This is a genomic window from Enterobacter cloacae complex sp. CDL013 (assembly GCF_049238805.1).
GTDB classification, from domain to species: Bacteria; Pseudomonadota; Gammaproteobacteria; order Enterobacterales; family Enterobacteriaceae; genus Enterobacter; species Enterobacter hormaechei_C.
In genome coordinates this window covers 86,657-111,633 of record NZ_JBMKGT010000007.1, presented here as the reverse complement: position 1 = coordinate 111,633, position 24,977 = coordinate 86,657, and the positions used below count along the sequence as shown (strand labels likewise).

Below are 24,977 nucleotides of genomic sequence, written 5' to 3'. Positions count from 1 at the left end.
GAGATTGAAGGTATGCATAGAACTAAATTTGAACGACTTAAGGATGACCTTATCGGTGAGGCCGTATTATCCATACTGAAAGAGAACGGACCTATTACCTTTGTGTCTCTTGCTAATCGCCTGCGGGCGATGGCTAACGTTGAATCAAATGATGAACGTAAAAATGCATTGATTGCCGCTGAAGATGAAGTGCGCCAGCGTGTAACCGGCGTCTCGCACGACCGGGGAAGAGTGATGGGCAATTATGACATGGGTCGCATGCGATCTCTCTTTACTCACAACACGCTTTTGACCCCAGACAAGAAACACTAATTTTAACCGAAACGGTGACCACCATGAGTAAAGCGATTATGCAGCAGACGTATAATTTTGAAGCCTTGCACGATAAAGGACTGGCGGAACATTTTCTTAATGCAGGAAAACATCTCAGTGGTGAGGTTGAAGTGTTGGGCTCGGCAATACGCTGTATTATGCTGACCGGTGACAATCTCTCTAATAAAGAGATTATCCTGCAACTGATTCACGCCCTCGAAATTACCGAGGAGCCCGAAGCCTGCGATGTCATTCGAAATACGCTTGAAATTGTTGTCGGTTTTACGCGCGATGATATCTGATAACAGATTATTGCGCTGGTGAGTGACTGTTTTTGCTGGTGGTAGAAAAGTTTCTCTGTCGTACCACCAGCATAGTGAACCCATTAACTAAATAGCCGTACCATTCGATCAAGCTCTTCTTCTTTAACCGCCCGGGAAAGATAATATCCCTGAAAGCGTTTAACCCCTAACGCGACAAGTTTTTTAAATTTTTCTTCGCTATCGACGCCTTCCGCAACGCATTCCCTTCCCGTCATGTCGCTGTATATCTGTATCGCTTTAATAATGCTATAGTCATTGTCGTTAGCAACAAAGTGCTCAACTATATCGCGGTCAAGCTTCAATCCATCAACATTAATCTGTCGGATGGGTAACATAGCGTAATCTCTGGAAAAGCAATCATCCAGAAACAGCCGACACCCCTCGGCGCGTAAACGCTGAAGAGTGACAGGAATATTTGGATCCTTTGTCACATCAATCGCTTCAGCTAATTCAAAGACAAGTTTCCCGGCCCACTGCGGCTTCAGTAACATCTCAACGGCTTTTTTCGCCATTCCCGGCAGCGCGTTCCCGGTAGCCAGTGGAGGCGGAATATTAACCGAAAAATAATATTTCCCATTGTATCTGTTGATACCTGACACGGCCGCGTGGATGACTAACGCCGTCAGCTTGAGCCATATTTCGCCATTTTTCACCCCACCCAGAAATTGGGCAGCCTTCAGAACCTGACCGTTTTTATGCCAGCGCAGCAGAATTTCAAAGCCTACTCCTTTTTTATCGCCATCGGTAATAATTTGATAAGCCGCAAAGATTTCCCGCTTATGTAACGCCTGCAAAATATCAATTTCCGCATCCGAAAACCCCTGCGGATTATTTTTTACTGCACAGACTTCATCTCTGAAAACACGTGCATCGCTAAACCACACCCTGATAAGATATAATTTATCCAACCCCACTTTTCTATGGGTATAAATGGTTTTATCTGACAACCCTAACCTCGCAGACTGCTCTTTTATCGAAATACCCCGATAAAAATTCAGCAATACGGTTAATTCGCGCTTTGTTAAACCATTCAGACTTTCTTTACCTTCTTTCTCGGGTCCATCACGCAATATGCGTGACGAATCGGTATGCACGTCATAAATGTTGTCTGCACAGTCCATTACGTCTGAAATATTCGCTATCCTGATCATCGATAACGATTTGGTATTATTAACGAGACTACACAACGTGGCATAAAGCCATCTCTCTGGTATTGCGCCATACAGCGTCACGCTACAAATAACCGGCAGCGCATTCAGCACCGATACCAACTGCTTCAGGCTTTCAAGAAAGGCAGCGACGTCGCGACCAAGAAAAACAGCAACTTCAGGTGGTTGATTTTGCATCATTTTATGAACATCACCTGAGCAAACTTCATCCTCTTCAAAATGGAGCCGCGTGGCGTTTACGCCACGTGACTTCAGAAGCAGGCTATACCCCTCGAAGGTGAAACCGCAGGCTGAAATAACAAACCGTTGCTTGTAGCACGTACCTTGTATAAAAGGTAAATTTTGAGACATAACCTGCTCCTGAGAATGCAAATAGTATTCCCATCTGTAATTAAAGCCAATACTTTTTGTCGCATTGAATAATTTTACCGCACCCTGTTTGGTTAATAAACCGTTATCAATGTTATGCACAGGAACATTTTTGCGTTAATCAACCGACTCATCCATATGCAGCATAAATATTACTTTCTTTTCATATAACGACAGTAAATATGCATTTCTCGAGGTATAATGAAAATTCCGAAAAAGAAGACCGGACACTTCATCTTATCGGCCCAGACAAAAAGAGAAAATGCTATGGATAATCACATCTCATCCAGGGCTTTGCTACATCGAAGGGATGTCATTAAAAACAACCCGCGATTTGGTGAAGCTATAACAGAACACTACAGAATTAATGATGTCATTTATAAAAAACAACCCTTGTTCTACAAAACGATGCTTCAGGAATCACGCTTCAACATAATATTGTCCATGTGTTGTTTTGTTTTTGGCAATCAGGCTGAGTCAGTTTCAGAGATTAAGGCGCTATGCACCCGTTACAATATCGCCAGCCCTAACAGTGTTATCGCGATCATTACCATACTTAAAACTACCGGGCGAATAAAGACCTGGCGCTGTAGTGAAGATCGCCGAAAAACAAAAATTGCGCCGACGGAAAAAGGACTCGATGAGCTTAAACGCTATATGTCCGGGGCGTTTACGCCTGTCAGCATTCTTTATCCGGCATTCAACATTAATGTTAACCTTCTCGACAATGACATTCTGAGGCACAACTTTTTCCGGCGCGCCGCAGAGTACCTTTTCCGCGGATTAACATTCAGGAAAGTGCTTCCGGAGGTGGGTTTATTTATTGATAAGGATGGTGGACGAATGATTATGCTCTATCTCTATTTGCAGGCCATTAAAAACAAAACAGCACACGGTGCCATAATAGCGTATTCAGCCAGCACGCTGGCAAAAGAATTTTTCGTCTCGCGTATTCACGTCAACCGCATTATCAAATCGGCGCAGGAGGCAGGTTATCTTAAAGATCGCGGCGATGGCCGGATGTCAATTTATCCGGCCTTTATCGAGCTTGTCGAAAATTATGCCGGATTATATTTTGCGTATGTCACACATTACATCAATGTGGTACCAAAAGAACGACGCCATGCTGTCAACATGACGCCTACACTCTGATCTGACGGGCGTTCGGTTTGCTGAACGCCTTTTTTACCGCTCGCGCAGCGCCTCTTTTGCCTTATTCAACGGTTTCAGCAGATAATCAATGACGGATTTACTGCCGGTTTTGATATCAACTGTGGCTATCATGCCCGGGAACACCGGGAACGCCTTGCCCTGCCTGTTGGTCAGATGGTTACTGTCTGTACGAATATAAACGCGATAATAATAAACATCCCGTTTCACCTCGTCCTGAAGGGTATCCGGGGAAATCATCGTCACCTCCCCTTCCAGCCCGCCGTAGATCGAGTAATCATAGGCGGTGATTTTCACCAGCGCTTTTTGCCCGGGATGGATAAACGCGACATCGCGCGGCGAGATTTTCGCTTCTATCACCATCTGGTCATCAAGCGGTACCAGGCTCATCAGTTTGCCGTTCGGCGGGATCACCCCGCCCACCGTCGTCACGTCAATATCCTTCACGATGCCACGCACCGGCGCATTAAACGTTAAGCGGGTGAGTGAATCTTCGCGTCCTTTCATGACCGAACGCTGCGCCTCTATTTCTGCGTTCGCTTTCGCCAGTTCTTCGCGGGCGCGAACGTAGTACTGGTTTTTCATCTCGGTGATTTTGCTCTCCAGCTCATTTTTTTGGCGTTCAAGGCGTAAGACTTCGACCTTACTGGCCGCCCCCTGCGTCACCAGCGGGCGCGTTAATGCCAGTTCACGCTGCACGAGATCCGCTCCCTGGCGTAAACCCGCCAGCCCTTTTTCAAGGCTTTCGCGACGTGACTGATAAAGCGCCGTTTCCTGTTTGACCAGCTCAACGTCGTCATCCAGCTCTGCCGGGAATGTCAGCCCGGTGTCGTTCACCTCAGCATTCAGACGCGCGGCCGTCGCCATTGCAGCGTTTAATCGAGACTCGCTCTCCAGCACGCTGGACTCGGTTTTCGTCCGGTCCAGTTGGGCAAGCTGTTGACCACGCTCGACGATGTCGCCTTCGCGCACCATCAGACTGTGAATAATCCCCCCTTCCAGGGACTGGATCACCTGCTCGTGGGAGGACGGGATCACCTTGCCACTGCCCGTCGTGACCTCATCCAGCTGGAACAGGCTGGCCCAGGTAATAAACACCACCAGCAGGGCAAACAGCGACCATGCCACCAGCGACGAACGCGGCAGGCGGGGCTCCTTCAGTCGGCTATTAAAGCGGGAGAAATCATTCATGCCACGCCCTCCGTTTTCAGTTTAACAGTACGCTGCGGCGCCTGATGCGGGGCCATTCCGTGCTGGCGTAAAATGGCATCACGAGGGCCATCCATCACCACTTTGCCGTTTTCCAGGACGATGATGCGGTCAACCAGGTCCAGAATCGGCAGGCGATGCGTCGCCACCACCAGCGTCCGGCGCTTACCGAGCCACTGGTGCAGATGCTGGATAAACTGCTTCTCGCTGACCTCATCCAGCCAGGCGGTGGGTTCATCCAGCAGCAGAATATTCGGCGAGGTGATCAGCGCGCGCGCCAGCAGCAGCGCCTGACGTTGCCCGCCGGAAAGCCCCGTTCCGCCCTCGTTGATGATGGTGTTTAGCCCCATTTTCTGCTTGCGCACATACTCCAGCGCGCCGCTGTTGACCAGCGCCTGATGGATTTCCTCGTCTGTCGCCAGCGGATTACCCATCAGGATGTTGTCGCGTACGGAGCCGAAGAACAGCCGCGCCTGCTGGCTGAGCAACTGCATATCGCGGCGCACGTCGGCCGGGTCAAGATGATTGAGAGCAATATCGTCCAGCAAAATGCTGCCCTGCTGCGGCTCCTGCATTCCCGCGAGGAGGTGCAGCAAGGTGCTTTTCCCCGAACCATTCCGCCCGAGCACCGCCACGCGCTCCCCGGCGCGAATGCGTAGTTTGCTGATATTCAGCACGGTGAGCTTCTCTTCTTCGTCGTAATAAAACCCCACGTCGTCCAGCAGATAATCACCGCGCAGGTGGGCTTTATGCACCTTCTTTCCGTGCTGGGGATCGTCAATCGGGCGCTGCATCAGGTCATCCAGTCCCTTGCGGGCCACCTTTGCTGACTGCCAGCGGGAAAGCACGCCAGAAATTTGCGACAGCGGCGCAATGGTCCGGGACGCCAGAATCGAGGTGCCCACCAGCGCACCGGTGGTCATGTCACCGCTGATGACCAGGTAACACCCCACCAGCAGCACCACGGCGTAGACGATAGATTGCACCTCCTGGGTCCAGGTTAGCAGCAGCCCCGTCAGCCAGCGCTGCTTCATGCCGACGCTGGCGGCAACGTCATTGGTGTTATTCCACTGGTTCTGGAACCGCTGCTCAGCGCGCATCAGCTTGATGTCCTCAAGCCCCTGCACCGCTTCCACCAGCGTGGCGTTGCGAATCGCCGATTCACGCATCCCTTCGCTGGAGAGTTTCCCCAGCGGGCGCTGCACCAGCAGGCCGGGAATGAGCAGCAGCGGTACGGCCAGCAGCACCACCAGCACCAGCGGGCCGCCTATCATCCACAGGATGAAGACGAACAGCAGGAAGAACGGCAGATCGGAGATAGCGGCAATGGTGGTGGAGGTGATCAGCTCCCGCACCGATTCCAGCTCGCGGATCTGCGCGATAAACGATCCGGTTGATTTCGAGCGTGCGCCGTTTTTAATCCGCAGCGCGTGGGCAAAGACGCGTTCAGAGATGCGCAGATCGGCGCGCTTCCCCACCACGTCAGAAATGTGCACGCGCAGCATGCGCATGATGAATTCGAACACGATGGCAATCATCACGCCGCCAAACAGCACCCACAGCGTGGCTTCTGACTGCGACGGTACCACCCTGTCGTAGACCTGCATGGAGAAGACCATGCCGGAAAGCGCCAGCACGTTGGCGACCAGCGCCACCAGCATAATATCGCTGTAACGACGCCAGTCTTTCAGCGCCAGCTGCCAGAACCAGTTTTTCTCATAGGGTTTGATGTAATCATCCACGCGCGCATCCGGCGTGGACTCCAGGGGACGCAGCACCATCAGCCCCTTTAACCGCGAACCGAGCTCGTCCCGCGTCAGCGTTGTCTCCAGGCCGCCGTCGCCGCTAAACTGCACGCTGACGTTCCCATCGTTGTCCATACGGTTGATGACCGCAATTTGCCCGCCGGTAAACTCCGCCAGCAGCGGTAAACGCCAGGGATCGAGCGATAGGGCTTCCGCCGCCACCCACCGCATCCCCAGCCCAAGCTGGCGCGCCATCTCCTCCAGCACCAGCTGGCGTGGCGACTGGCTTTCATGGTTAATCGTGACCCGAACATGCTCCGCCGAAAAATCCAGCCGATAATATTTCGCGATGATGAGCATGCCCTGCAACCAGGGTTCGTACTGTGGATGTGTCTTCATAATGCTACGTCCTGTTCAGGGCGATGATTTCGCACTGAAATGATACCTTTCCGGGATGATTAGAAATCGAACACTGTCTAAACGAGCCCGCAAAATAATCTTGTGAAATATAGGGTTATGGCTATTCGTGTAAAGAAACGCAAAAAGCCGCGAGGATCGCTCCCCGCGGCAGTGTTTTACGCAATTAACAGCTGGTGGTTCGCCAGCAGCGTCGCCAGATCTGTCTGCACCCCGTTCAGCGTCACCAGCGTGGTGGGCGAGAACTGACCGCCGGTGCCGTCCAGGTCAACCTGGATCTCGGTGTTGCTGCCGTTCTGCACCACGCGGATGTAGTCGGCGATGTTGCCCGCGCTGCTGTCCAGCGTCGCCACGCCGTTGACGTAGCTCGCCGAGCCGGTGCCGGTATAACCGCTGTCGGAAAGCAGGTCGCGCAGGTCGATACGGTCCGTATCCGCCGTCCCTTCCCAGGTGCCGACGGTAAAGCCGTTCACCACATCGCTGCCGTTGCCGCCCGTCGCGTCAGACGCGTTGATCAGCTTATAGAGCAACGTATCGTGACCGCCGCTGCCGATGTTGAAGGTGTCGTTCCCGCCCCGGCCTTCGAACTGGTTATCACCGCTGTTGCCGGTGATCACGTCGTCATAGTCGGAGCCGTTGATGCCTTCAATATTCACCAGTGTCGCGGTATCGAATCCGGTACTCTGCGCCGTAGAGCGTCCTAAATCGATGGTGACGCCGGAAGTGGCGTTGCGATAATCCACGACATCCATGCCGCCCGTACTGCTCCACGTGTCGTGTTCAGAGGTCGTCGTCCAACCACCGGAACCGTTGTAGGTATACGTCCCTGCTTCAGCGATAAAGGTATCGTTGTAGCCGGTACCTGTCAGGGTGCCCTGGTGAGCGCCCGTAGCAGCTTCAGCCGTCAGGGCGTAACTTTCTTTACCGTCTCCTGCCGTCAGCCCGTCCCAGGTTACGTTACTCGAAACACCGTTAACGGCACGAACCAGCACCGCGTGATACGTCTCGCTGGGATCCAGGCCGTAAAAACTGATGAGCGACGAGGAATCGTTAATGCCAATCCCGGACTGGGCATTGATGATTTCACTGGCGACCAGCTGGCCTGCCGCGTTGTACAGCTGGACAGTGTTGCCAAAGAAGGCGTTAATCCCTTCGCTGTCGACAATCTTCAGATGCAAGGCCGTACCTGGTGCGACCGTATTGGTATTCCGCTCCAGTAAAACCGTACCGTTTTGACGGAAAATGAGCAGATCCTGTGCGCCATCCCAGTCGTAATCAAGCAGAGCCGCGCCGGATACCTGAGTTGACGTAGCGGTACTGAATTTCGAAGCAGTAAAGCTTGCAGTACCTGCCAGTCCATCATTGGTGTAAAGATAAGACTGCCCGCTATTCGCCAGCTTGATGATGTCCATGTGACCGTCGAGGTTCCAGTCCACCGCCACGCTGACGTTACCCACAAACTTATCCGTGGTCGCCGTTCCAACCGCGGTGCCGGCCAGAAGGTTGCCGCTACCGTCGTTCAGCATTAACACCCCGCCCTGACTGGTTCCGCTGGAGGTACGGGACATGCTCATATACAGGTCCATGTAACCATCACCGTTAAAGTCGGCCCAGGTCATACTCACGGCATTGGACGCTGCGGCGGAACCATAGCCGCTGTACATGGTATTGGTGAAGTTTTGCCCCCACGTAAATGAGCCATTGCCCTGGTTAAACATGGTCGACAGGGCATAGTTGTTGCCCCCGTTGGTCGTATGCTGGGCAATATCCACTTTCCCGTCGTTGTTCAAATCCACACCGGACGTTTCAATCAGACTGTTGTAGTTACCTACCGTTGATCCCGATACGAAACTGGAGTACGTACCGGACTTCGAACTGCCCGTCAGCGTGCCGTTGTTATTGAGCATGACGGTGCTGGAATCAGGCCCGCCAGCATCGCCGATGACAAAGTCAGTGTAACCATCGCCCTTGATGTCAATGGCGACCACCGCGCCATACCACACCGCAGCCCCCATATTGGTCAGCGTACTGGAGGTGTATGTACCGTCTCCATTGTTAATCAGCTGCACCATGTACGAGTAACTTGTCCCTTCCGCCAGCACGTCAGCCAGCCCGTCGCGGTTGATATCCGCGTAAGTACCGGTTGTGTAACTCCCCGTCATTGAGAAATTGCCTGAAACGGTGTAAGCGTTACGGCTACTGGTATTGGCGGATGCGAATTGCTGGTTGGCCATAATCGTCCACAGCCCATCCGAATCCAGCATATAGCTGGCAGAATAGGAGTAGTTCGCGGCGGTAAATGACCAGGCCGGCGTCAATGATTCTTCACTCCCTACAATCAGGCTACCGGTAGTCAACCCAGCGGTATTACCGTTGCCGGCGCTGCTTTTCACCTGTGCCGTAACATCATAATTCTTCACGCTCAGCGCATCGCCGTCAGGGAGCTGCAAATACCATGTGTTGTTCTCCGGATCGACCACGACCGCACCGCCAGTCTCTGAGGTGTAGGTTTTATCGTTCACGGTGATAACCACGTACTCGCCGTTGGTCAGTCCCGCCGATACCAGTCCACTCAGAATCGGGGTGCTATCTGTCGTCGTCTGAGGGTTAATGGTCACGGTGGTGGTCGGGATGCTCGTATCCACTTTCAGCACGAAATCATCTGAGTCGGTGAAGTTACCTGCCAGATCGGTAACACGCAGCATATAGACGTGATTACCGTCATTCAGACCACTGTCCTGGAAATACCAGCTGGCGGCGCCGTTCATCGTCACCTGTCCCAGCAGCACACCGTCACGATACAGTTGCACGATCTCGCCATTGTCCGGCGCACGGTTAAGCGTCCCGTTAATCACTGGAGAGTTGTCATCTGTTGCCACCGAAGCGCCGAAGCTGCCCTGACGTTCGCCTTCCCCGTCGGTATAGCTGACCACCGTTCCCACCGTATCAGGCGGCGTGGTATCAACCGTTACCACCTGCGAAGTGGTTGAGCCGACGTTGCCCGCCTGGTCGATGATCCGCACCTGGTAGTTGTAATCCCCGTCCGCCAGATCGCGGGTGTCCGTATAGCTCCAGCGCTGGTTAGTGACAGTAGCGTCAATCCAGGTATTGCCGCCGTCGAGGCTAATCTGTACGCGCTCGTCGCTGGCCAGCGCGCTGCCCAACGAACCGTTGATTGTCAGCGAGGTGTCCATGGTGATGAAATCACTTCCGGACTGCCCGGTATCTTCGCTGATGCTGTCAATGGTGATGCCGTACTGCGGCGCCTGGGTATCCACCGTCACGTCCTGCGTGGTGGTGGCCCCGACGTTGCCCGCCTGATCGACAACCCGCACCTGATAGCGGTAGTCGCCGTCGGCCAGGGTGCGCGCGTCGGTATAGCGCCACTGGGTACCGCTTACCGTGGCGTAAACCCAGGTGGTGCCGCCATCCATGCTCACCTGCACATACTCACCCGCCCCGAGTTCGGCCCCGAGCGTCCCGTTGAGCGTGTACGAGGTCGAACTGGTCAGGAAGTCATTGTTATCGAAACCGGTATCGACGGTGATGTTATCCACGGTCACCGTAATCGCCGCATCCGGCGCGACCGTATCGACCGTCACCTGCTGATGAGCGCTGGCACCCACGTTGCCCGCCGCATCCACTACGCGAACGTAGTAGTCATAGGTCTGGTTACCCAGCGTGCGGCCGTCCACGTAGTACCAACTGTTGCCGGTGACGAGCACGTTCTGCCAGGTGACGCCGCCGTCGATGCTGATCTGGGCATATTCGCCGTCGGCCAGCGTCGCGCCGAGTGAGCCGTGCAGGGTCAGGGACCTGTCGCGAGTGATAAAGTCGCTGCTGCTCAGGCCGGTATCGTCGCTGATGCTGTCGATAGCGATCGTTTTGCTGGCGTCCGGCGCGACGGTATCAATGGTCACCACCTGGCTGGTGGTGGCGCTGATATTCCCCGCCTCGTCAATCACGCGCAGCTGGTAGTTGTAATCCCCGTCGGTCAGCGTACGGCCATCAATATACGTCCAGCTCAGGCCGCTAACGCTCACGTCAGTCCAGGTCGCGCCACCGTCCAGGCTGATCTGGGCGTGGTCGCCGCTGCCCAGGGCCGCGCCGAGCGTCCCTTTCAGGCTGATCTGGTTGTCGCTGGTAATGAAGTCGCTGTCGGACAGGCCGGTATCCTGCGAGACGGAATCCACGGTAATGGTCGCCGCCGCAGGCTTCGTCAGATCGATTACCACGTCCTGGCTGTCCGTTGCCCCAACGTTGCCCGCGTTATCAATCACGCGCACCTGGTACTGATACGTACCGTCCGTCAGGGTGCGGCCATCAGTGTAGCGCCAGGTGGTGCCGGTGACGGTCAGGTCGATCCAGGTGACGCCGACGTCAAGGCTGATCTGCGCCTTCTCGTTATTGCCGAGCTGCGCGGTCAGGGAACCATTCACCACCACCTGGCTGTCGTTGGTGATGAAGTCATTCGCGCTGAGGCCGGTATCGTTTTGCAGGGAATCAATGCTGATCCCCATCGACGGTGCGGTGAGATCCACGGTTACGGTGTGGTTATCGCTGACGCTGTTGCCGATGGCGTTGCTCACCTGCGCGTTAATCACGTACGAACCGCCGTCCGCCAGCGCGGTCACGTCTGCGCTGCCGACCGTATAGCTCCAGGTGCCGTCATTTTGAACGGTAGCCGTGTAGGTTTTACCGTTAAGCGTAATTGTCACCGTCTGGCCCGCTGGCGCATCGGTGGTGCCGCTGATAACCAGTGGCGTGCCATGTTCGGCGGCATTTACGATATCGTCCTGCGCAAAGGTGTTAATGGCGATGGTCGGCACGTCGCCGTTAAGCGTCACGTCGTGCGTTGCGCTGCCCGGGTTACCTGCCTTATCGCTCACCGTAGCCGTAATGGTGTAATCCCCGTCGCTCAGGCCAAGGAAATCACGCCCCGGCACGAAGACCGACCAGGAGCCGTTAGCCGCCACGGTCGCCTGATAGCTGTGGCCGTTGAAGGAGACGGTCACCGTCTGGCCCTGTTCCGCGGTGGTGGTCCCGCTGATGGTCTGCCCCGCCAGCTGCTCGGCGTTGTTGACGATATCGTCATCGGCCACGGTGCTAATGGTGACGGCTGGCGCGATGGTATCGACCGTTAAGGTATGCGTCGTCTGGCCGCTGTTACCGGCTTTATCGTTGACCGAAGCGGTGACCGTCAGCGCGCCCTGGCTCAGGGCGGCCAGGTCGGCTGCCGGCACGTCGAGCGTCCAGGTGCCGTCGCTGCCGACAAGCGCAGTGTAGGTTTTTCCTCCCAGCGTCACGGTAACGGTCTGACCCGCCTCCGCGCTGGAAGATCCGTGCACGGTCAGCGGCTGCTGCGCTTCCGCGGCGTTCAGCATGTCGTCAACCGACAGCTTCCCAATGCTCACCACCGGCGCAGTGGTATCCACGCTGATGGTGTGCGTCGCCGAGGCGCTGTTCCCGGCGCTGTCCTGCGCCGAAACAGAAACCTGGTAGCTCGCGCCGTCGGCCAGGGTGCCCACGTCGGCGGCCGGTACGGTGGTTGTCCAGGAGCCATCGCTCTGGATAGTGGCCGTATAGCTCTTACCATTCAGGGTGATAGTGACCTGCGTACCGCTGGCGAACTGCGCGCTGGAGCCGTTGATGACCAGCGACACGCCCGCTTCTGCCGCATTGATCACGTCATCACCGCTGAGGGTGTTGACGGTCAGCGCGACCGATGCGGTATTTACCACCACGTCGTGGGTCTGGGTGCTGCTGTTACCCGCACTGTCGGTGATAGTCGCGCTAAGGGTCACGGTGCCGTCGGTCAGCGCGGAAATCACGCTGGCCGGAACGCCCACGCTCCATTTGCCGCTGGCGTCAACGGTGGTGGTGTACTGGTTCGAACCGATGGTGATGACCACCTTATCGCCGACGCTGGCGCCGGTTGCGGTGCCGCTGACGATCTGCGCCTGCCCGTGCTCCACGCTGTTGATGACGTCATCGCCCGCCACAACGTTAAAGCTGACGGTCGGCGGCGTGGTATCAAGCGTAATCGCTTTCCCCGCGCTGCCCGGATTACCCGCGGCGTCACTCACGCTGGCCTGCACGGTGTAACCGTTATCCGCCAGTGCGGAAAGGTCTGTGCCCGGCACGTTCACGCTCCAGACGCCGCCCTGCTGAACCTGTGCGGTGTAGCTGTTTCCGCCCAGCGTCACGGTGACCGTCTGACCGACTTCAGCCGTGGTGGTGCCGGAAATGGCCACGCCCGCAGCCGCTTCGCTGCCGTTGATCACGTTGTCGCCGGCTACCGTATCAATGGTCACGGTTGGCGCAGTCGCGTCCACGCTGTATTCGCGGCCCGCCGAGGCGCTGTTGCCGTGCGCGTTGGTGACGCTCACCTGCACGCTGGCGTCACCGTCCTTCAGGCCCGCGAGATCGGCGGAAGGCACGGTGGCCGTCCAGTTACCGTCAGCATCCACCTTCGCGGTGTACGTCTTGCCGCCGAAGGTAACGGTAACGGTCTGGTTTTCCTCCACGTTCGAGGTGCTGCCGGAGAGCACCAGATCCACGCCTTTCTCCGCCGCGTTAATCACGTCGTCGGTGGCAATCGCATCAATGCTGATAGCCACCGCCGCCAGATCGACGGTCACGTCATGGCTGATGGAGACCGGGTTGCCCGCCGTGCTCTGGCCCGCTACGGTGACGGTCATCGTGCCTGCGGCCAGAGCGCCCACGTCTGCCGCCGGGATCGCCGCGGTCCAGGAGCCGTCTGCCAGTACCGACGCGGCATAGGTCTTGCCATTCACGGTCACGGTGAGCGTTGTGCCTGCCGCCAGCCCGTCGCTGGTGCCGGAGACGATCAGGTTTTGACCATACTCAATGCTGTTGATCACGTCATCGCCCGCCACGGTATTCACGCGCAGCCCCGGCAGGTTAGCGTCGATAGCGATATCGCGCTCGCCCGTTCCCGTGTTGCCGTGGCCGTTGATCACAGTCGCAGACACCGTCAGGTCGCCGTTGCCCAGCGCCGTCAGGACGGATTCCGGCACGTTCACGGACCAGGTCAGATCGCTCTGCACTGTCGCGGTGTACGTGTTGCCGCCAATGGTCACGGTGACGGTATTGCCCGCCTCCGCGTTCGCTACCTTGCCGCTGAGGGTCTGACCCGCGGCCACTTCCGCCGCGTTGATGACGTTATCGCCCGCAATGGTGTTGATGGTGACGGTTGGCAACGCGGTATCTACCAGCAGGTTCGCGGTGTTGCTCACGCTGTTGCCCACGCCGTTGGTGGCCGTCGCGTTCAGGGTGTAACTGGCCTGACCGAGACCGGTCAGATCCGCAGCCGGAACCGTCAGGCTCCAGGTGCCGTCTGCCGCAGTTGTCGCCGTGTAGTTTTTACCGTTCAGGGTCACGGTGACCAGGGTGCCTTCCGCCAGGTTGGCGCTGGTGCCGCTGACGCTCAGATCCTGGCCTTTTTCAACGGCGTTCAGGACGTTGTCATCGCTGATGGCGTTGAAGCTGACCGATGGCAGACCGGTATCGACGGTCACATTATGCGTGCCGCTGCCGGTATTGCCCGCCGCGTCGGTGACTGACACAGAGACGGTCGCGGTGCCGTCGCTGAGGCCTGAAATCACATTCGCCGGAACGCCCACGCTCCAGTTACCCGCCGCGTCCAGCACGGTGGTATAAGTCTGGCCGCCGATCGTGACGGTGACCTTATCGCCCGCCGCCGCGCCGGTGGCGGAGCCGCTGATAATCTGCGCCTGATTGTGTTCAGCCACGTTAATCACGTCGTCGCCTGCCACGGTGTGAATGGTCACTGCCGGAACGGTGACGTCCACCGTAAGGTTGTGGTCCGCCGACGCCGGGTTACCCGCCTTGTCGCTCACGCTCGCGGTCACGGTGACGCTGCCGTCGCTTAATCCTGCCAGATCCGCCGCCGGAACGTTCAGCGTCCAGCTGCCGTTCGCGCTGACGGTTGTGGTGTAATCTTTGCCGTTCAGCGATACGGTCACCGTCTGGCCCGCTTCGGCGGTGCTGGTGCCGGAGATTGCCAGGTCGGACTGCGCTTCTGAGGCGTTGAGGATATCGTCGGTGGCAATGGTGTTGATGGTCACGGACGGCGCGGTAGCATCCACGCTGTACTCACGGCCCGCCGAGGCGCTGATGCCGTTCACATTGGTGACGCTCACCTGTACGCTGGCGTCACCATCCTTCAGGCCAGCCAGATCCGCTGACGGCACGGTGTAAGTCCAGTTGCCGCTGTGGTCCACGGTGGTGGTGTAGATCCTGCCGTTCAGACTAATGGTCACGGTCTGCCCGGCTTCCACGTTGGTGGTCACACCGGACAGCACCAGATCCGCGCCCTTCTCCGCCGCGTTAATCACGTCGTCGGTTGCAAGCGCATTGATGCTGATGGCAACGGTAGCCAGATCAACGGTCACGTCGTGGCTGATGATGATCGGATTACCCGCCGCGCTGTCACCGGTAACGCTGATTTTCACGGTGCCTTCCGGCCACGCGCTCACGTCGGTGGACGGGATCGCCGCGCGCCAGGTGCCGTCTGCCAGCACCGTTGCCGCGTAATCTTTACCGTTGACGGTAACCGTCAGCGCCGTGCCCGGCGCCAGCCCGTCGCTGGTGCCTGAAACAATCATATTCTGCGCGTGCTCGATGGTGTTGACCACGTCGTCACCCGCCACGGTATCGACGCGCAGCCCCGGCAGGTTAGCGTCGATAGCGATCTCGCGCTCGCCGGTCCCGGTGTTGCCGTGGCCGTTGGTGACGGTCGCGGTTACGCTCAGGCTGCCGTTGCCGAGTGCGGTCAGCACGTCAGACGGCACGTTGACGGACCAGGACAGATTATTCTGCACCGTTGCGGTGTAGCTGTGGCCGCCGATAGTTACGGTCACGGTGTTGCCCGCTTCGGCATTCGCCACGGTGCCGCTCAGGGTCTGACCCGCGGCCACTTCCGCCGCGTTGATGACGTTGTCGCCCGCCACGGTGTTGATGGTGACGGTTGGCAGCGCGGTGTCGACAAGCAGGTTCGCAGAATTGCTCACGCTGTTGCCCACGCCGTTGGTGGCCGTCGCGTTCAGGGTGTAACTGGCCTGACCGAGACCGGCCAGATCCGCAGCCGGAACCGTCAGGCTCCAGGTGCCGTCTGCCGCAGTTGTCGCCGTGTAGTTTTTACCGTTCAGGGTCACGGTGACCTGGGTGCCTTCCGCCAGGTTGGCGCTGGTGCCGCTGACGCTCAGATCCTGGCCTTTTTCAACGGCGTTCAGGACGTTGTCATCACTGATGGCGTTGAAGCTGACCGATGGCAGACCGGTATCGACGGTCACATTATGCGTGCCGCTGCCGGTATTGCCCGCCGCGTCGGTGACTGACACAGAGACGGTCACGGTGCCGTCGCTGAGGCCTGAAATCACATTCGCCGGAACGCCCACGCTCCAGTTACCCGCCGCATCCAGCACGGTGGTATAAGTCTGGCCGCCGATCGTGACGGTGACCTTATCGCCCGCCGCCGCGCCGGTGGCGGAGCCGCTGATAATCTGCGCCTGATTGTGTTCAGCCACGTTAATCACGTCGTCGCCTGCCACGGTGTGGATGGTCACCGCAGGTACGGTGACGTCCACCGTCAGGGCGTGGTCAACCGACGCCGGGTTACCCGCCTTGTCGCTCACGCTCGCGGTTACGGTGACGCTGCCGTCGGTTAATCCTGCAAGGTCAGCTGCCGGCACGTTCAGCGTCCAGCTGCCGTTCGCGCTGACGGTTGTGGTGTAATCTTTGCCGTTCAGCGATACGGTCACCGTCTGGCCTGCTTCGGCGGTGCTGGTGCCGGAGATTGCAAGGTCGGACTGTGCTTCTGAGGCGTTGAGGATATCGTCGGTGGCAATCGTGTTGATGGTCACGGACGGCGCGGTAGCATCCACGCTGTACTCGCGGCCCGCAGACGCGCTGTTGCCGTTCACGTTGGTGACGCTCACCTGCACGCTGGCGTCACCGTCCTTCAGGCCAGCCAGATCCGCAGACGGCACCGTGGCGGTCCATTTACCCTCAGCGTCCACCGTGGCAGTGTAGCTCTTACCGCCGAAGGTGATGGTGACGGTTTGATTTTCCTCTACATTCGCGGTGGTGCCGGAGAGCACCAGATCCGCACCCCTCTCGGCGGCGTTGATCACGTCGTCGGAAGCGATGGCGTCAATGCTGATCGCGACGTTTGCCAGATCCACCGTCACATCATGGTTGATAGTCACCGGATTGCCCGCGCTGCTCTGGCCTTCAACGTTCACGGTGACCGCGCCTGCGGCAAGGGCACTCACGTCCGCAGAAGGGATCGCCGCGCTCCAGGTGCCGTCTGCCAGCACCGTGGCTGCATAGGTTTTACCGTTTACGGTGACGGTCAGCGCTGTACCCGCCGTCAGGCCGTCGCTTGAACCCGTGATAATCAGATTCTGCCTGTGTTCGATGCTGTTAATCACGTCATCGCCCGCTACGGTGTCCACGCGCAGGCCCGGCAGATTCGCGTCGATAGTGATATCGCGCTCGCCGCTGCCGCTGTTGCCCACGCCGTTCGTGACGCTGGCGGTCACGGTCAGATCGCCATTGCCCAGCGCGGTGAGCACAGATTCCGGTACGCTGACGGACCAGGTCAGATCGCTCTGCACCGTTGCGGTGTAGTTATGGCCGCCAACAGACACAGTCACGGTGTTGCCCGCTTCGGCATTCACCACTGTGCCGCTAATGGTCTGGCCGGTTGCCAGCTCCGCCGCGTTGATCACGTCGTCGCCCGCCACGGTGTTAATGATGACGCCAGGCAGCACGGATTCCACGTTCACGGTGTGCGAGGTGCTGGTGCTGTTGCCGACGCTGTCCGTTGCGGAGGCCGACACGGTGTAAAGCGCTTCACCCAGTTGCCCCACCTCGCTCGCCGGAACGGTTGTGGTCCATTGGCCATTGGTATCCACCGTGGCGCTGTACGCTTTGCCGTTGAGCATCACGGTGACCACCGCGCCCACGGCCAGCCCGGAAGCCGTACCTGTGATGGTCAGATCCTGCGTTTTCTCACTGCTGTTGATCACATCGTCGCCGGAAACGGTGTCAATGGTCAGCACCGGCGCAGTGAGGTTGACTTCAACCTCGTGCGTTGTGCTGTTGCTGTTTCCGGCTTTATCGGTCAGCGCCGCGGTGATGGTGTGATCCCCGGCGGTCAGGGCACTCACGTCCGCCGCAGGCACGCCCACGCTCCACCTGCCGGAAGCGTCCAGGGTCGCCGTGTAATCTTTGTTATTGATGGTGACGGTCACCACGTCGCCCGCCGCCGCACCGGTCACGGAACCGGTGACAATCAGCGCCTGCGCATGCTCGGCGCTGTTGATCACGTCGTCGTCGGAAACGGTGTTAATGGTCAGCTGTGGCACCGTGGTATCCACCAGCACATCGCGGTCCGCCAAGGCCGGGTTACCCGCCTTATCCGCGACGGCTGCCGTGATGGTGTAACTGCCGTCGGTAATCGCGCCGATATCCGCAGACGGTACGGTGACGCTCCAGCTGCCGTTCGCTTGTACGGTGGTGGTGTAGTCCACGCCGTTCAGCGTCACGGTGACGGTCTGGCCCGCTTCGGCGTTGGAGACACCGTTAACGACCAGATCCTGCTGCGCTTCGGCCGCGTTGATGATGTTGTTGTCGCTGACGATCTCGATGGACACCGTCGGCGCGGTGGCGTCCACGCTGTACTCGCGGCCCGCCGAGGCGCTGTTGCCGTTCACGTTGGTCACGCTCACCTGCACGCTGGCGTCGCCGTCTTTCAGGCTACCTAAATCGGCAGACGGTACGGTCGCCGTCCAGTGGCCGCTGGCATCCACCGTCGCGATATAGGTCTTACCGCCGAAAGTGATGGTAACGGTCTGGTTTTCTTCCACGTTGGTGGTGGCACCCGACAGCACCAGATCTGCGCCTTTTTCTGCCGCATTGATTACGTCGTCGGTAGCGATAGCGTCAATGCTGATAGCAACCGTCGCCAGGTCGATCTTCACGTCGTGGCTGATAGAAACCGGGTTGCCCGCTGCGCTCTGGCCTTCAACGGTCACGGTGACGGTGCCTTCGCTCAGCGCGCCGACGTCTGCTGCCGGAACGGCGGCCGTCCAGGTACCGTCTGCCAGTACGGTGGCCGCGTAGGTTTTACCGTTAACGGTCACCGTCAATGCTGAACCCGCTGCCAGACCGTCGCTGGAGCCGGTGATAATCAGGTTTTGTCCGTGTTCGATGCTGTTGATCACGTCGTCACCCGCCACCTTATTGACCCGCAGGCCAGGCAGGTTGGCATCAATCGTGATGTCGCGCTCGCCGGAGCCGGTATTACCGTGGCCGTTAGTGACGCTGGCGGATACGGTCAGGTCGCCGTTGCCGATGGCGGTTAACACGTCAGACGCGACGTTAACCGACCAGCTTAAATCGTCCTGCACGGTTGTCGTGTAGGTATTGCCACCCACCGAAATTGTGACAGTGTCACCACTCGCGGCACCGCTCACTTTCCCGCTCAGGGTTCGTCCGGAAGCCACTTCCGCCGCGTTAATGACGTCGTCGGTGGCAACCGCATTAATGGTGACCTGCGGCAGCGCGCTGTCGACCAGCACGCTATGGCTGGTGTTCGCACTATTACCCGCAGTATCGGTCACGCTGGCCGTCACGCTATAGCTCGCTTCGCCCAATGCCGAGACATTTGCCGCCGGAACGGTGACGCTCCAGTTACCGCTGGCATCGGTGGTGGCGGCGTAACTGATACCGTTCAGGGTTACGGTGATGCGGGTCCCGTCCGGCTGGTTGCTGGTACCGGAGATCAACAGGTCCTGGCCTTTCTCGGTCGCGTTGATCACGTCGTCAACCGCCAGGGTATTGATGGCAATCACCGGCGCGGTCAGGGAGACGTCAAACGCGTGCGTCGCGCTGGTGCTGTTGCCCGCTTTATCGGTGACCGTGGCGGAGATCGTCTGATCGCCGTTAGCCAGCGCGCCCACGTCTGCCGCCGGAACGCCCACGCTCCAGCTTCCGGCACCGTCCAGCATCGCTGTGTAGTCTTTGCCGTTCAGGGTCAAGGTAATCACATCGCCCGCCTGCGCGCCCGTCACCTTGCCGGTGACAATCAGCGCCTGGCCGTGCTCGGCAATATTAACAATGTCGTCGCCCGCCACAATGTCGAAGGTAATCTGCGGCACGGTAGTGTCGACCAGCACGGACGCCCCTGCACTGGCCGGGTTGCCCGCTTTATCGGACACAGTCACCGTGACCGCCGCGCTGCCGTCGGCGATGCCTGCCATATCCGCCGCCGGTACGTCCAGCGTCCAGCTGCCGTTTGCCTGCACCTGGGCGGTGTACTGATTGCCGTTGAAGGCCACGGTGACCGTCTGGCCTGCTTCGGCAGTAGACGTCCCGCTCAGGGTCAGATCCTGCGCCGCCTCTGCCGCATTCAGCATGTTGTCGCCGCTGATGGTGTTGATGGTGACCGCTGGCGCGGCGGTATCGACGCTGAATGCCTGCGAAGAAGAGGCCGCGTTGCCGTTCACGTTGGTTACGCTGACCTGTACGCTGGCGTCGCCGTCCTTCAGGCCGCTCAGATCGGCAGCCGGTACGGTGCAGGTCCAGTCGCCGTTGGCATCGACCATCGTGGTCCAGGTTTTACCCGCAAAGATAATGGTAACGGTCTGGCCCGCTTCAACGTTCGAGGAGGAGCCGGACAGCACCAGATCCTGGCCTTTTTCTGCCGCGTTCAGCACGTTGTCGTCCGTCACGCTGTTAATGCTTATCGCCACCGGGGCGAGATCGACATCCACCACGGTGCCGATGTTCACCGGGTTGCCGGAGGTATCCTGCGCGCTGGCGCTGATGGTGAGCGACCCGTCCGCCCACCGGGAGACGTCTGCGGCCGGAACCGCAGCCTGCCAGGTGCCGTCCGCCTGTACCGATGCGGAATAACTCTTGCCGTTGATGGTCACGGTGACGGTGCTACCCGCCGCCAGGTCGGTGCTGGTGCCGGAGATAACCAGGTTCTGCGCGTGTTCAATAACGTTAATGACGTCGTCACCGGCGACGGTATCAATGCGCAGGCCGGGCAGCTGGGCGTCAATGGTGACATCCAGGGAAGACGATCCGGTATTACCGTGCGCGTTCGTCACGCTGGCCGAGACGGTCAGGTCGCCGTTGCCGAGCGCGGTTAACTGACTCTGGGTTAACGGCAGGCTCCAGGTGAGATCGTCCTGTACTGTAGCCGTGTATGTCTGCCCGCCGAGGATAATCGTGACGGTATCGCCCGATGCCGCGTTAGAAACCTTTCCGGTCAGGGTTTGCCCTGCGGTCACTTCCGCCGCGTTGACGATATTGTCGCCCGCGAAGTTGTTGAGGGTAACAACCGGCAGCGAGCTGTCCACCAGCACATCGTGCGTGGCAGCGGCGCTATTGCCCACATTATCGGTGACGCTCGCCGTTACGGTGTAATTGGCTTCACCCAGCGCGCTCACCGCAGAGGCGGGTACGGTAACGCTCCAGTTGCCGCTGGCGTCGGTGGTGGCGGTGTAGTTGATACCGTTCAGATTAACAGTGATGGTGGTTCCTTCCGGCTGGTTGCTGGTACCGGAAAGCAGCAGATCTTCGCCCTTCTCTGCCGCATTGATCACGTCATCCGCTGCCAGCGTGTTAATACCGATAACGGGCGTCACAGTATTGACCACCACATCCACTGAACTGCTGCCGGTGTTACCGGACCGATCGGTCACGGAGACGTTAATGGTCCAGGTGCCGTCCGTCAGCCCCTGAATGACGGACGCAGGCAGGCCGAGACTCCAGTTTCCTGCCGCATCCACCACGGTGGTGTAGTCTACGTTATTGATGGTGATGGTGACCAAATCGCCCGCCGCCGCGCCGGTGACGGAGCCGCTCAGGATCTGCGCCTGAGCATGGGCCAGCTGGTTAACGGTGTTGGTGTCGGTGACGAAATCGTTGATGGTCACCTGCGGCACGGTGGCATCCACCAGCCCAACGCGATCCGCGCTGCTGCTGTTGCCCGCCACGTCAGTGACGGTGGCCGTCACGGTGACATTGCCATCGGTCAGCGCGCCTACGTCGGCGGCAGGCACGTTCAGCTGCCAGCGACCGTCCGCCTGTACCGTGGTCTGGTAAGATTTACCGTTCAGCGTCACGGTGACCGTCTGGCCCGTTTCAGCGGTTGTGCTGCCGCTGAGCACCAGATCCTGCTGCGCTTCTGCCGCATTAATGATGTTGTCGTCGGTCAGGTTATCAAGCGTAATGGCTGGCGGCTGTGTATCGACGATCACCACGCGTGAGGCGTCCGCGCTGTTGCCGTTGACGTTAGTAACGCTGACGCTCACCTGCGCACGCCCGTCGGTCAGCGTTTCCATCGCGCTCGCCGGAACGGTCAGGTGCCAGGAGCCGTCCTGCTGCACCTGTGCAGTAAAGGTTTGATCCGCGAATTTCACCACCACGGTCTGCCCGGCCTCCACGCCCTGCGTCTGACCAGAAAGCGTGACATCCGCGCCTTTTTCCGCCGCGTTGAGCATATCGTCAGTGGTTACGGTATCGATGGTGACAGCCACCGCATTCAGGTCAAGTTCGATCGGGTGTTCAGCCGCCACGGTGTTGCCCCAGGCATCTTCCGCGCTGACGCTGACGGTCATGCCTCCCGCCGTCCATGCCTGAAGGTCCGCCGCCGGCACGCCAATCTGCCAGCTGCCGCTGGCGTTAACCGTGGTGACGTATTCGACATTATTGATGGTAACGGTGATCTGTGTGCCTTCGGCCAGATGAGTGCTGGAGCCGGTGACGGCCAGATCCTGCTGCTGCTCGATAGCGTTAATCACGTCATCGCCAGAGATCGTGTTCACGCGCAGGCCCGGCAGTTCGGCGTTGATGTTGATATCACGTTCGCCGGTGCCGGTATTGCCGTGCGCATTGGTGACAGAGGCGCTGAAGGTTAAATCGCCGTCGCCAAACGCCTGGAGGTCGGCCGATGGGATCGTCACGCTCCATTTCAGGTCGCTGCCAACCGTCGCGGTGTAGCTCTTGCCGCCCACGGTGACAGAGACGGTATCGCCCGCCGCCGCGCCGGTGACGCGTCCGCTGAGGGTTTGGTCAACCGCTGCTTCGGCGTTATTGACCAGGTTATCCCCGGCAAAGGTGTTGACGATCACCTGCGGCAGCACGGTGTCTACCAGCAGATTCGCCTCGGCGGAGCCGCTGTTACCCACGCTGTCGGTGCCTCTGACGCTGACGGTGTAAAGGGTATTCGCCAGATCCAGCACGTCGGAGACCGGCACCTGAACGGACCAGCGACCGTTCTCAACGGTGGTCTGATAGTTAACGTTGTTCAGCGTCACGGTGACAGCGCTGCCGTTCGGCAGATTACTGGTCCCGCTCAGGCTCAGGGGCTGCATGGCCTCCTGCGCATTCAGGACGTTATCCTGGCTGATGGGATCAAGGGTAAATTCCGGCGGGTTGCCGCTCAGCGTAATGCCGTGCGTCGCGCTGCCGGTGTTGCCCGCCGCATCGGTCACGGCGACCGAAATGCTGTGGCTACCTTCCCCCAGCGCGCCAATGACGGAGGCAGGCACGCCGACGCTCCAGCTGCCGTCCGCCTGGACGACACCGGTAAAGGTCTTGCCGCCAACGGTCACGGTGACAACGTCGCCCTCCGCCGCGCCGTTCGCCTGGCCGGAAATAATCTGCGCCTGCCCCTGCTCGCTGGTGTTCAGAATGTCGTCGCCCGCGACGGTGTTGATAGTGACCACTGGCGCTGCGGTATCGACCGTGAAATCGGCGGTGATGGAGGACCCATTACCCGCTTTGTCGCTGACGTTTACCGTCAGGGTGTGCTCGCCGTTAGCCAACGTCTGTACTTCACTGGCCGGAAGCGTAACGGACCAGCTGCCGTCGCTGCCCACGGTCGCCGTGTGATTTTTGCCGTTCAGCGTGACCGTCACAATCTGGCCCGCTTCCGCATCGGTTTTCCCGGTCAGCGTCAGCGGCTGATTATGTTCAGCCGAGTTGATGATGTTGTCCTGGGCGATCGTGTCGACAGAGATCACTGGCGAGGCGGTATCCACGCCAATCGTCTGGCTGCCGGACACGGTGTTGCCCGCCGCGTCTTTTCCGCTGACGTTGACCGTCCAGGTACCATCGCCCAGCGCCTGTGCGTCGGCAGCAGGGACCTTCACGCTCCATGCGCCGTTTGCCCCCACTTCTGCGGTATAGGTTTTACCGTTGAGCGTGACGGTAAGCGCCGTTCCCTGCGCCAGGTTTTTGCTGGTGCCGGACAGCGTAAAGCCCGCGGACTGTTCGCTGGCGTTGATCACGTTATCACCCGCCGTGGTGGCGAGCGTCACGCTGGTATCCGCTGTAGAAACGGTTACGGTAATACTGCCCGCAGAGGTCGTTTTACTGCCGTCGATCTGTACGACGGACCAGGTATGTTCCCCGTCCGCCTGGGTCGGGAGTGTTACCGTCCAGGTGCCGTCCTTCGCGACCATGGTGCTGGCGATGGTGCTGCCGCTGCCGTCTTTAACCTGAATGGTCGCGCCCGGCTGCCCGGTACCGCTGAAGGTGGGGGTGTTATCATCCGTGACCTCTTTTGCACTCAGCACGCCCTGCTTGTCACCCGCGTTGTCCGCCAGCAAAAATGTCGGCGTAGCGCTTTCGACTTCTTTTGTATTATCAATAACCCTGGTTTTGGTTTCGCCATCGCCGCCGTGAGCCAGCAGTGCGCCGATCGCACCGCCCCCTAACGCCGCACCGGCAATCCAGCCCCACGGCGCATCGCTTAATAAGCTTCCCTGCTCCAGGAAAGGTTCAATGCTGCTAATGGGTGCAGCCTGGGCGGTTAATTCGGTGGCGGCAACGCCTGATGCTTCCCCGGCATCGGCAAATGAAATATGCGTCAACGCCTGGTTATCGTTAAATACCAGTTCGGAATGATTATGGGTTTCCGTGTCTTCGACAAAATAATTATTGCAGCGGATCACGCTGCCATCTTTCATATAAATGAGGAGGTCATTCCCCTGGCGGACATAACGCACCACGTCCTGAGCAGAACCCTGAATTTCAATCACGCTCGGTGAGGAAATAGAAACCGAGAGATTCCCTTCACCGGTTAATTTCGTCTTCTCTGCCGTTTTGCGAATGATGACATCAACAACTTTTGCGGTACTCATATTCTTCTCCTTGCAGGTGCGCGTATTCCTGTGGATATGTCCACCAGAGGG

The 24,977-nt window shown here is 58.5% G+C and carries 7 protein-coding genes; 3 read left to right on the top strand and 4 right to left on the bottom strand.

The genetic code is table 11. The annotated features are described in order from the left end of the window. Positions 1-12 precede the first annotated feature (12 nt). Together ACOTXD_RS15630 and ACOTXD_RS15625 are read left to right on the top strand one after the other, a co-directional pair. Positions 13-312 carry a hypothetical protein gene (locus ACOTXD_RS15630; RefSeq protein WP_003857266.1) on the top strand — a complete coding sequence of 100 codons (300 nt, stop codon included), beginning with the start codon at positions 13-15 and terminating at the stop codon, positions 310-312. A 23-nt stretch (positions 313-335) separates the two neighbouring features. Then, entirely contained in the window at positions 336-614 is a 279-nt protein-coding gene (locus ACOTXD_RS15625) for a biofilm development regulator YmgB/AriR family protein (protein ID WP_044596271.1), read from the top strand. 83 nt (positions 615-697) lie between these two features. Here ACOTXD_RS15625 and ACOTXD_RS15620 read toward each other — a convergent pair whose 3' ends face one another. Then, complete coding sequence (locus tag ACOTXD_RS15620) at positions 698-2,155, bottom strand: EAL domain-containing protein (RefSeq protein WP_050870639.1); 1,458 nt, start codon at positions 2,153-2,155, stop codon at positions 698-700. Positions 2,156-2,440: 285 nt separating this feature from the next. Between ACOTXD_RS15620 and ACOTXD_RS15615 the strand changes: the two genes are divergently transcribed. After that, the gene (locus ACOTXD_RS15615) at positions 2,441-3,325 is read left to right on the top strand and encodes a hypothetical protein (protein ID WP_032610223.1); all 885 of its coding nucleotides are present in this window, start codon (positions 2,441-2,443) and stop codon (positions 3,323-3,325) included. Between the two features lie 33 nt (positions 3,326-3,358). On the opposite strand, the gene ACOTXD_RS15610 is transcribed toward ACOTXD_RS15615, so the two are convergent. The 3 genes from ACOTXD_RS15610 to ACOTXD_RS15600 all read right to left on the bottom strand — a co-directional run bounded on the left by ACOTXD_RS15610 (position 3,359) and on the right by ACOTXD_RS15600 (position 24,926). After that, the gene (locus ACOTXD_RS15610) at positions 3,359-4,534 is read right to left on the bottom strand and encodes an HlyD family type I secretion periplasmic adaptor subunit (RefSeq protein WP_022651165.1); all 1,176 of its coding nucleotides are present in this window, start codon (positions 4,532-4,534) and stop codon (positions 3,359-3,361) included. Continuing rightward, positions 4,531-6,696 (bottom strand): type I secretion system permease/ATPase, encoded by a 2,166-nt coding sequence (locus tag ACOTXD_RS15605; RefSeq protein WP_032609150.1) that lies wholly within the window; start codon positions 6,694-6,696, stop codon positions 4,531-4,533. Before ACOTXD_RS15605 ends, ACOTXD_RS15610 begins: the two co-directional genes overlap by 4 nt. A 176-nt stretch (positions 6,697-6,872) precedes the next feature. Next, positions 6,873-24,926: an Ig-like domain-containing protein gene (locus ACOTXD_RS15600; RefSeq protein ID WP_421766455.1), complete on the bottom strand. Its 18,054-nt coding sequence runs from the start codon at positions 24,924-24,926 to the stop codon at positions 6,873-6,875. Positions 24,927-24,977: the final 51 nt, after the last annotated feature.

What these genes read in the sequence shown, in the direction of transcription:
- ACOTXD_RS15630 (WP_003857266.1), top strand. Translation starts at nt 13, where the DNA reads ATGCATAGAACTAAATTTGAACGACTTAAGGATGACCTTATCGGTGAG.
- ACOTXD_RS15625 (WP_044596271.1), top strand. Translation starts at nt 336, where the DNA reads ATGAGTAAAGCGATTATGCAGCAGACGTATAATTTTGAAGCCTTGCAC.
- ACOTXD_RS15620 (WP_050870639.1), bottom strand. Translation starts at nt 2,155, where the DNA reads ATGTCTCAAAATTTACCTTTTATACAAGGTACGTGCTACAAGCAACGG.
- ACOTXD_RS15615 (WP_032610223.1), top strand. Translation starts at nt 2,441, where the DNA reads ATGGATAATCACATCTCATCCAGGGCTTTGCTACATCGAAGGGATGTC.
- ACOTXD_RS15610 (WP_022651165.1), bottom strand. Translation starts at nt 4,534, where the DNA reads ATGAATGATTTCTCCCGCTTTAATAGCCGACTGAAGGAGCCCCGCCTG.
- ACOTXD_RS15605 (WP_032609150.1), bottom strand. Translation starts at nt 6,696, where the DNA reads ATGAAGACACATCCACAGTACGAACCCTGGTTGCAGGGCATGCTCATC.
- ACOTXD_RS15600 (WP_421766455.1), bottom strand. Translation starts at nt 24,926, where the DNA reads ATGAGTACCGCAAAAGTTGTTGATGTCATCATTCGCAAAACGGCAGAG.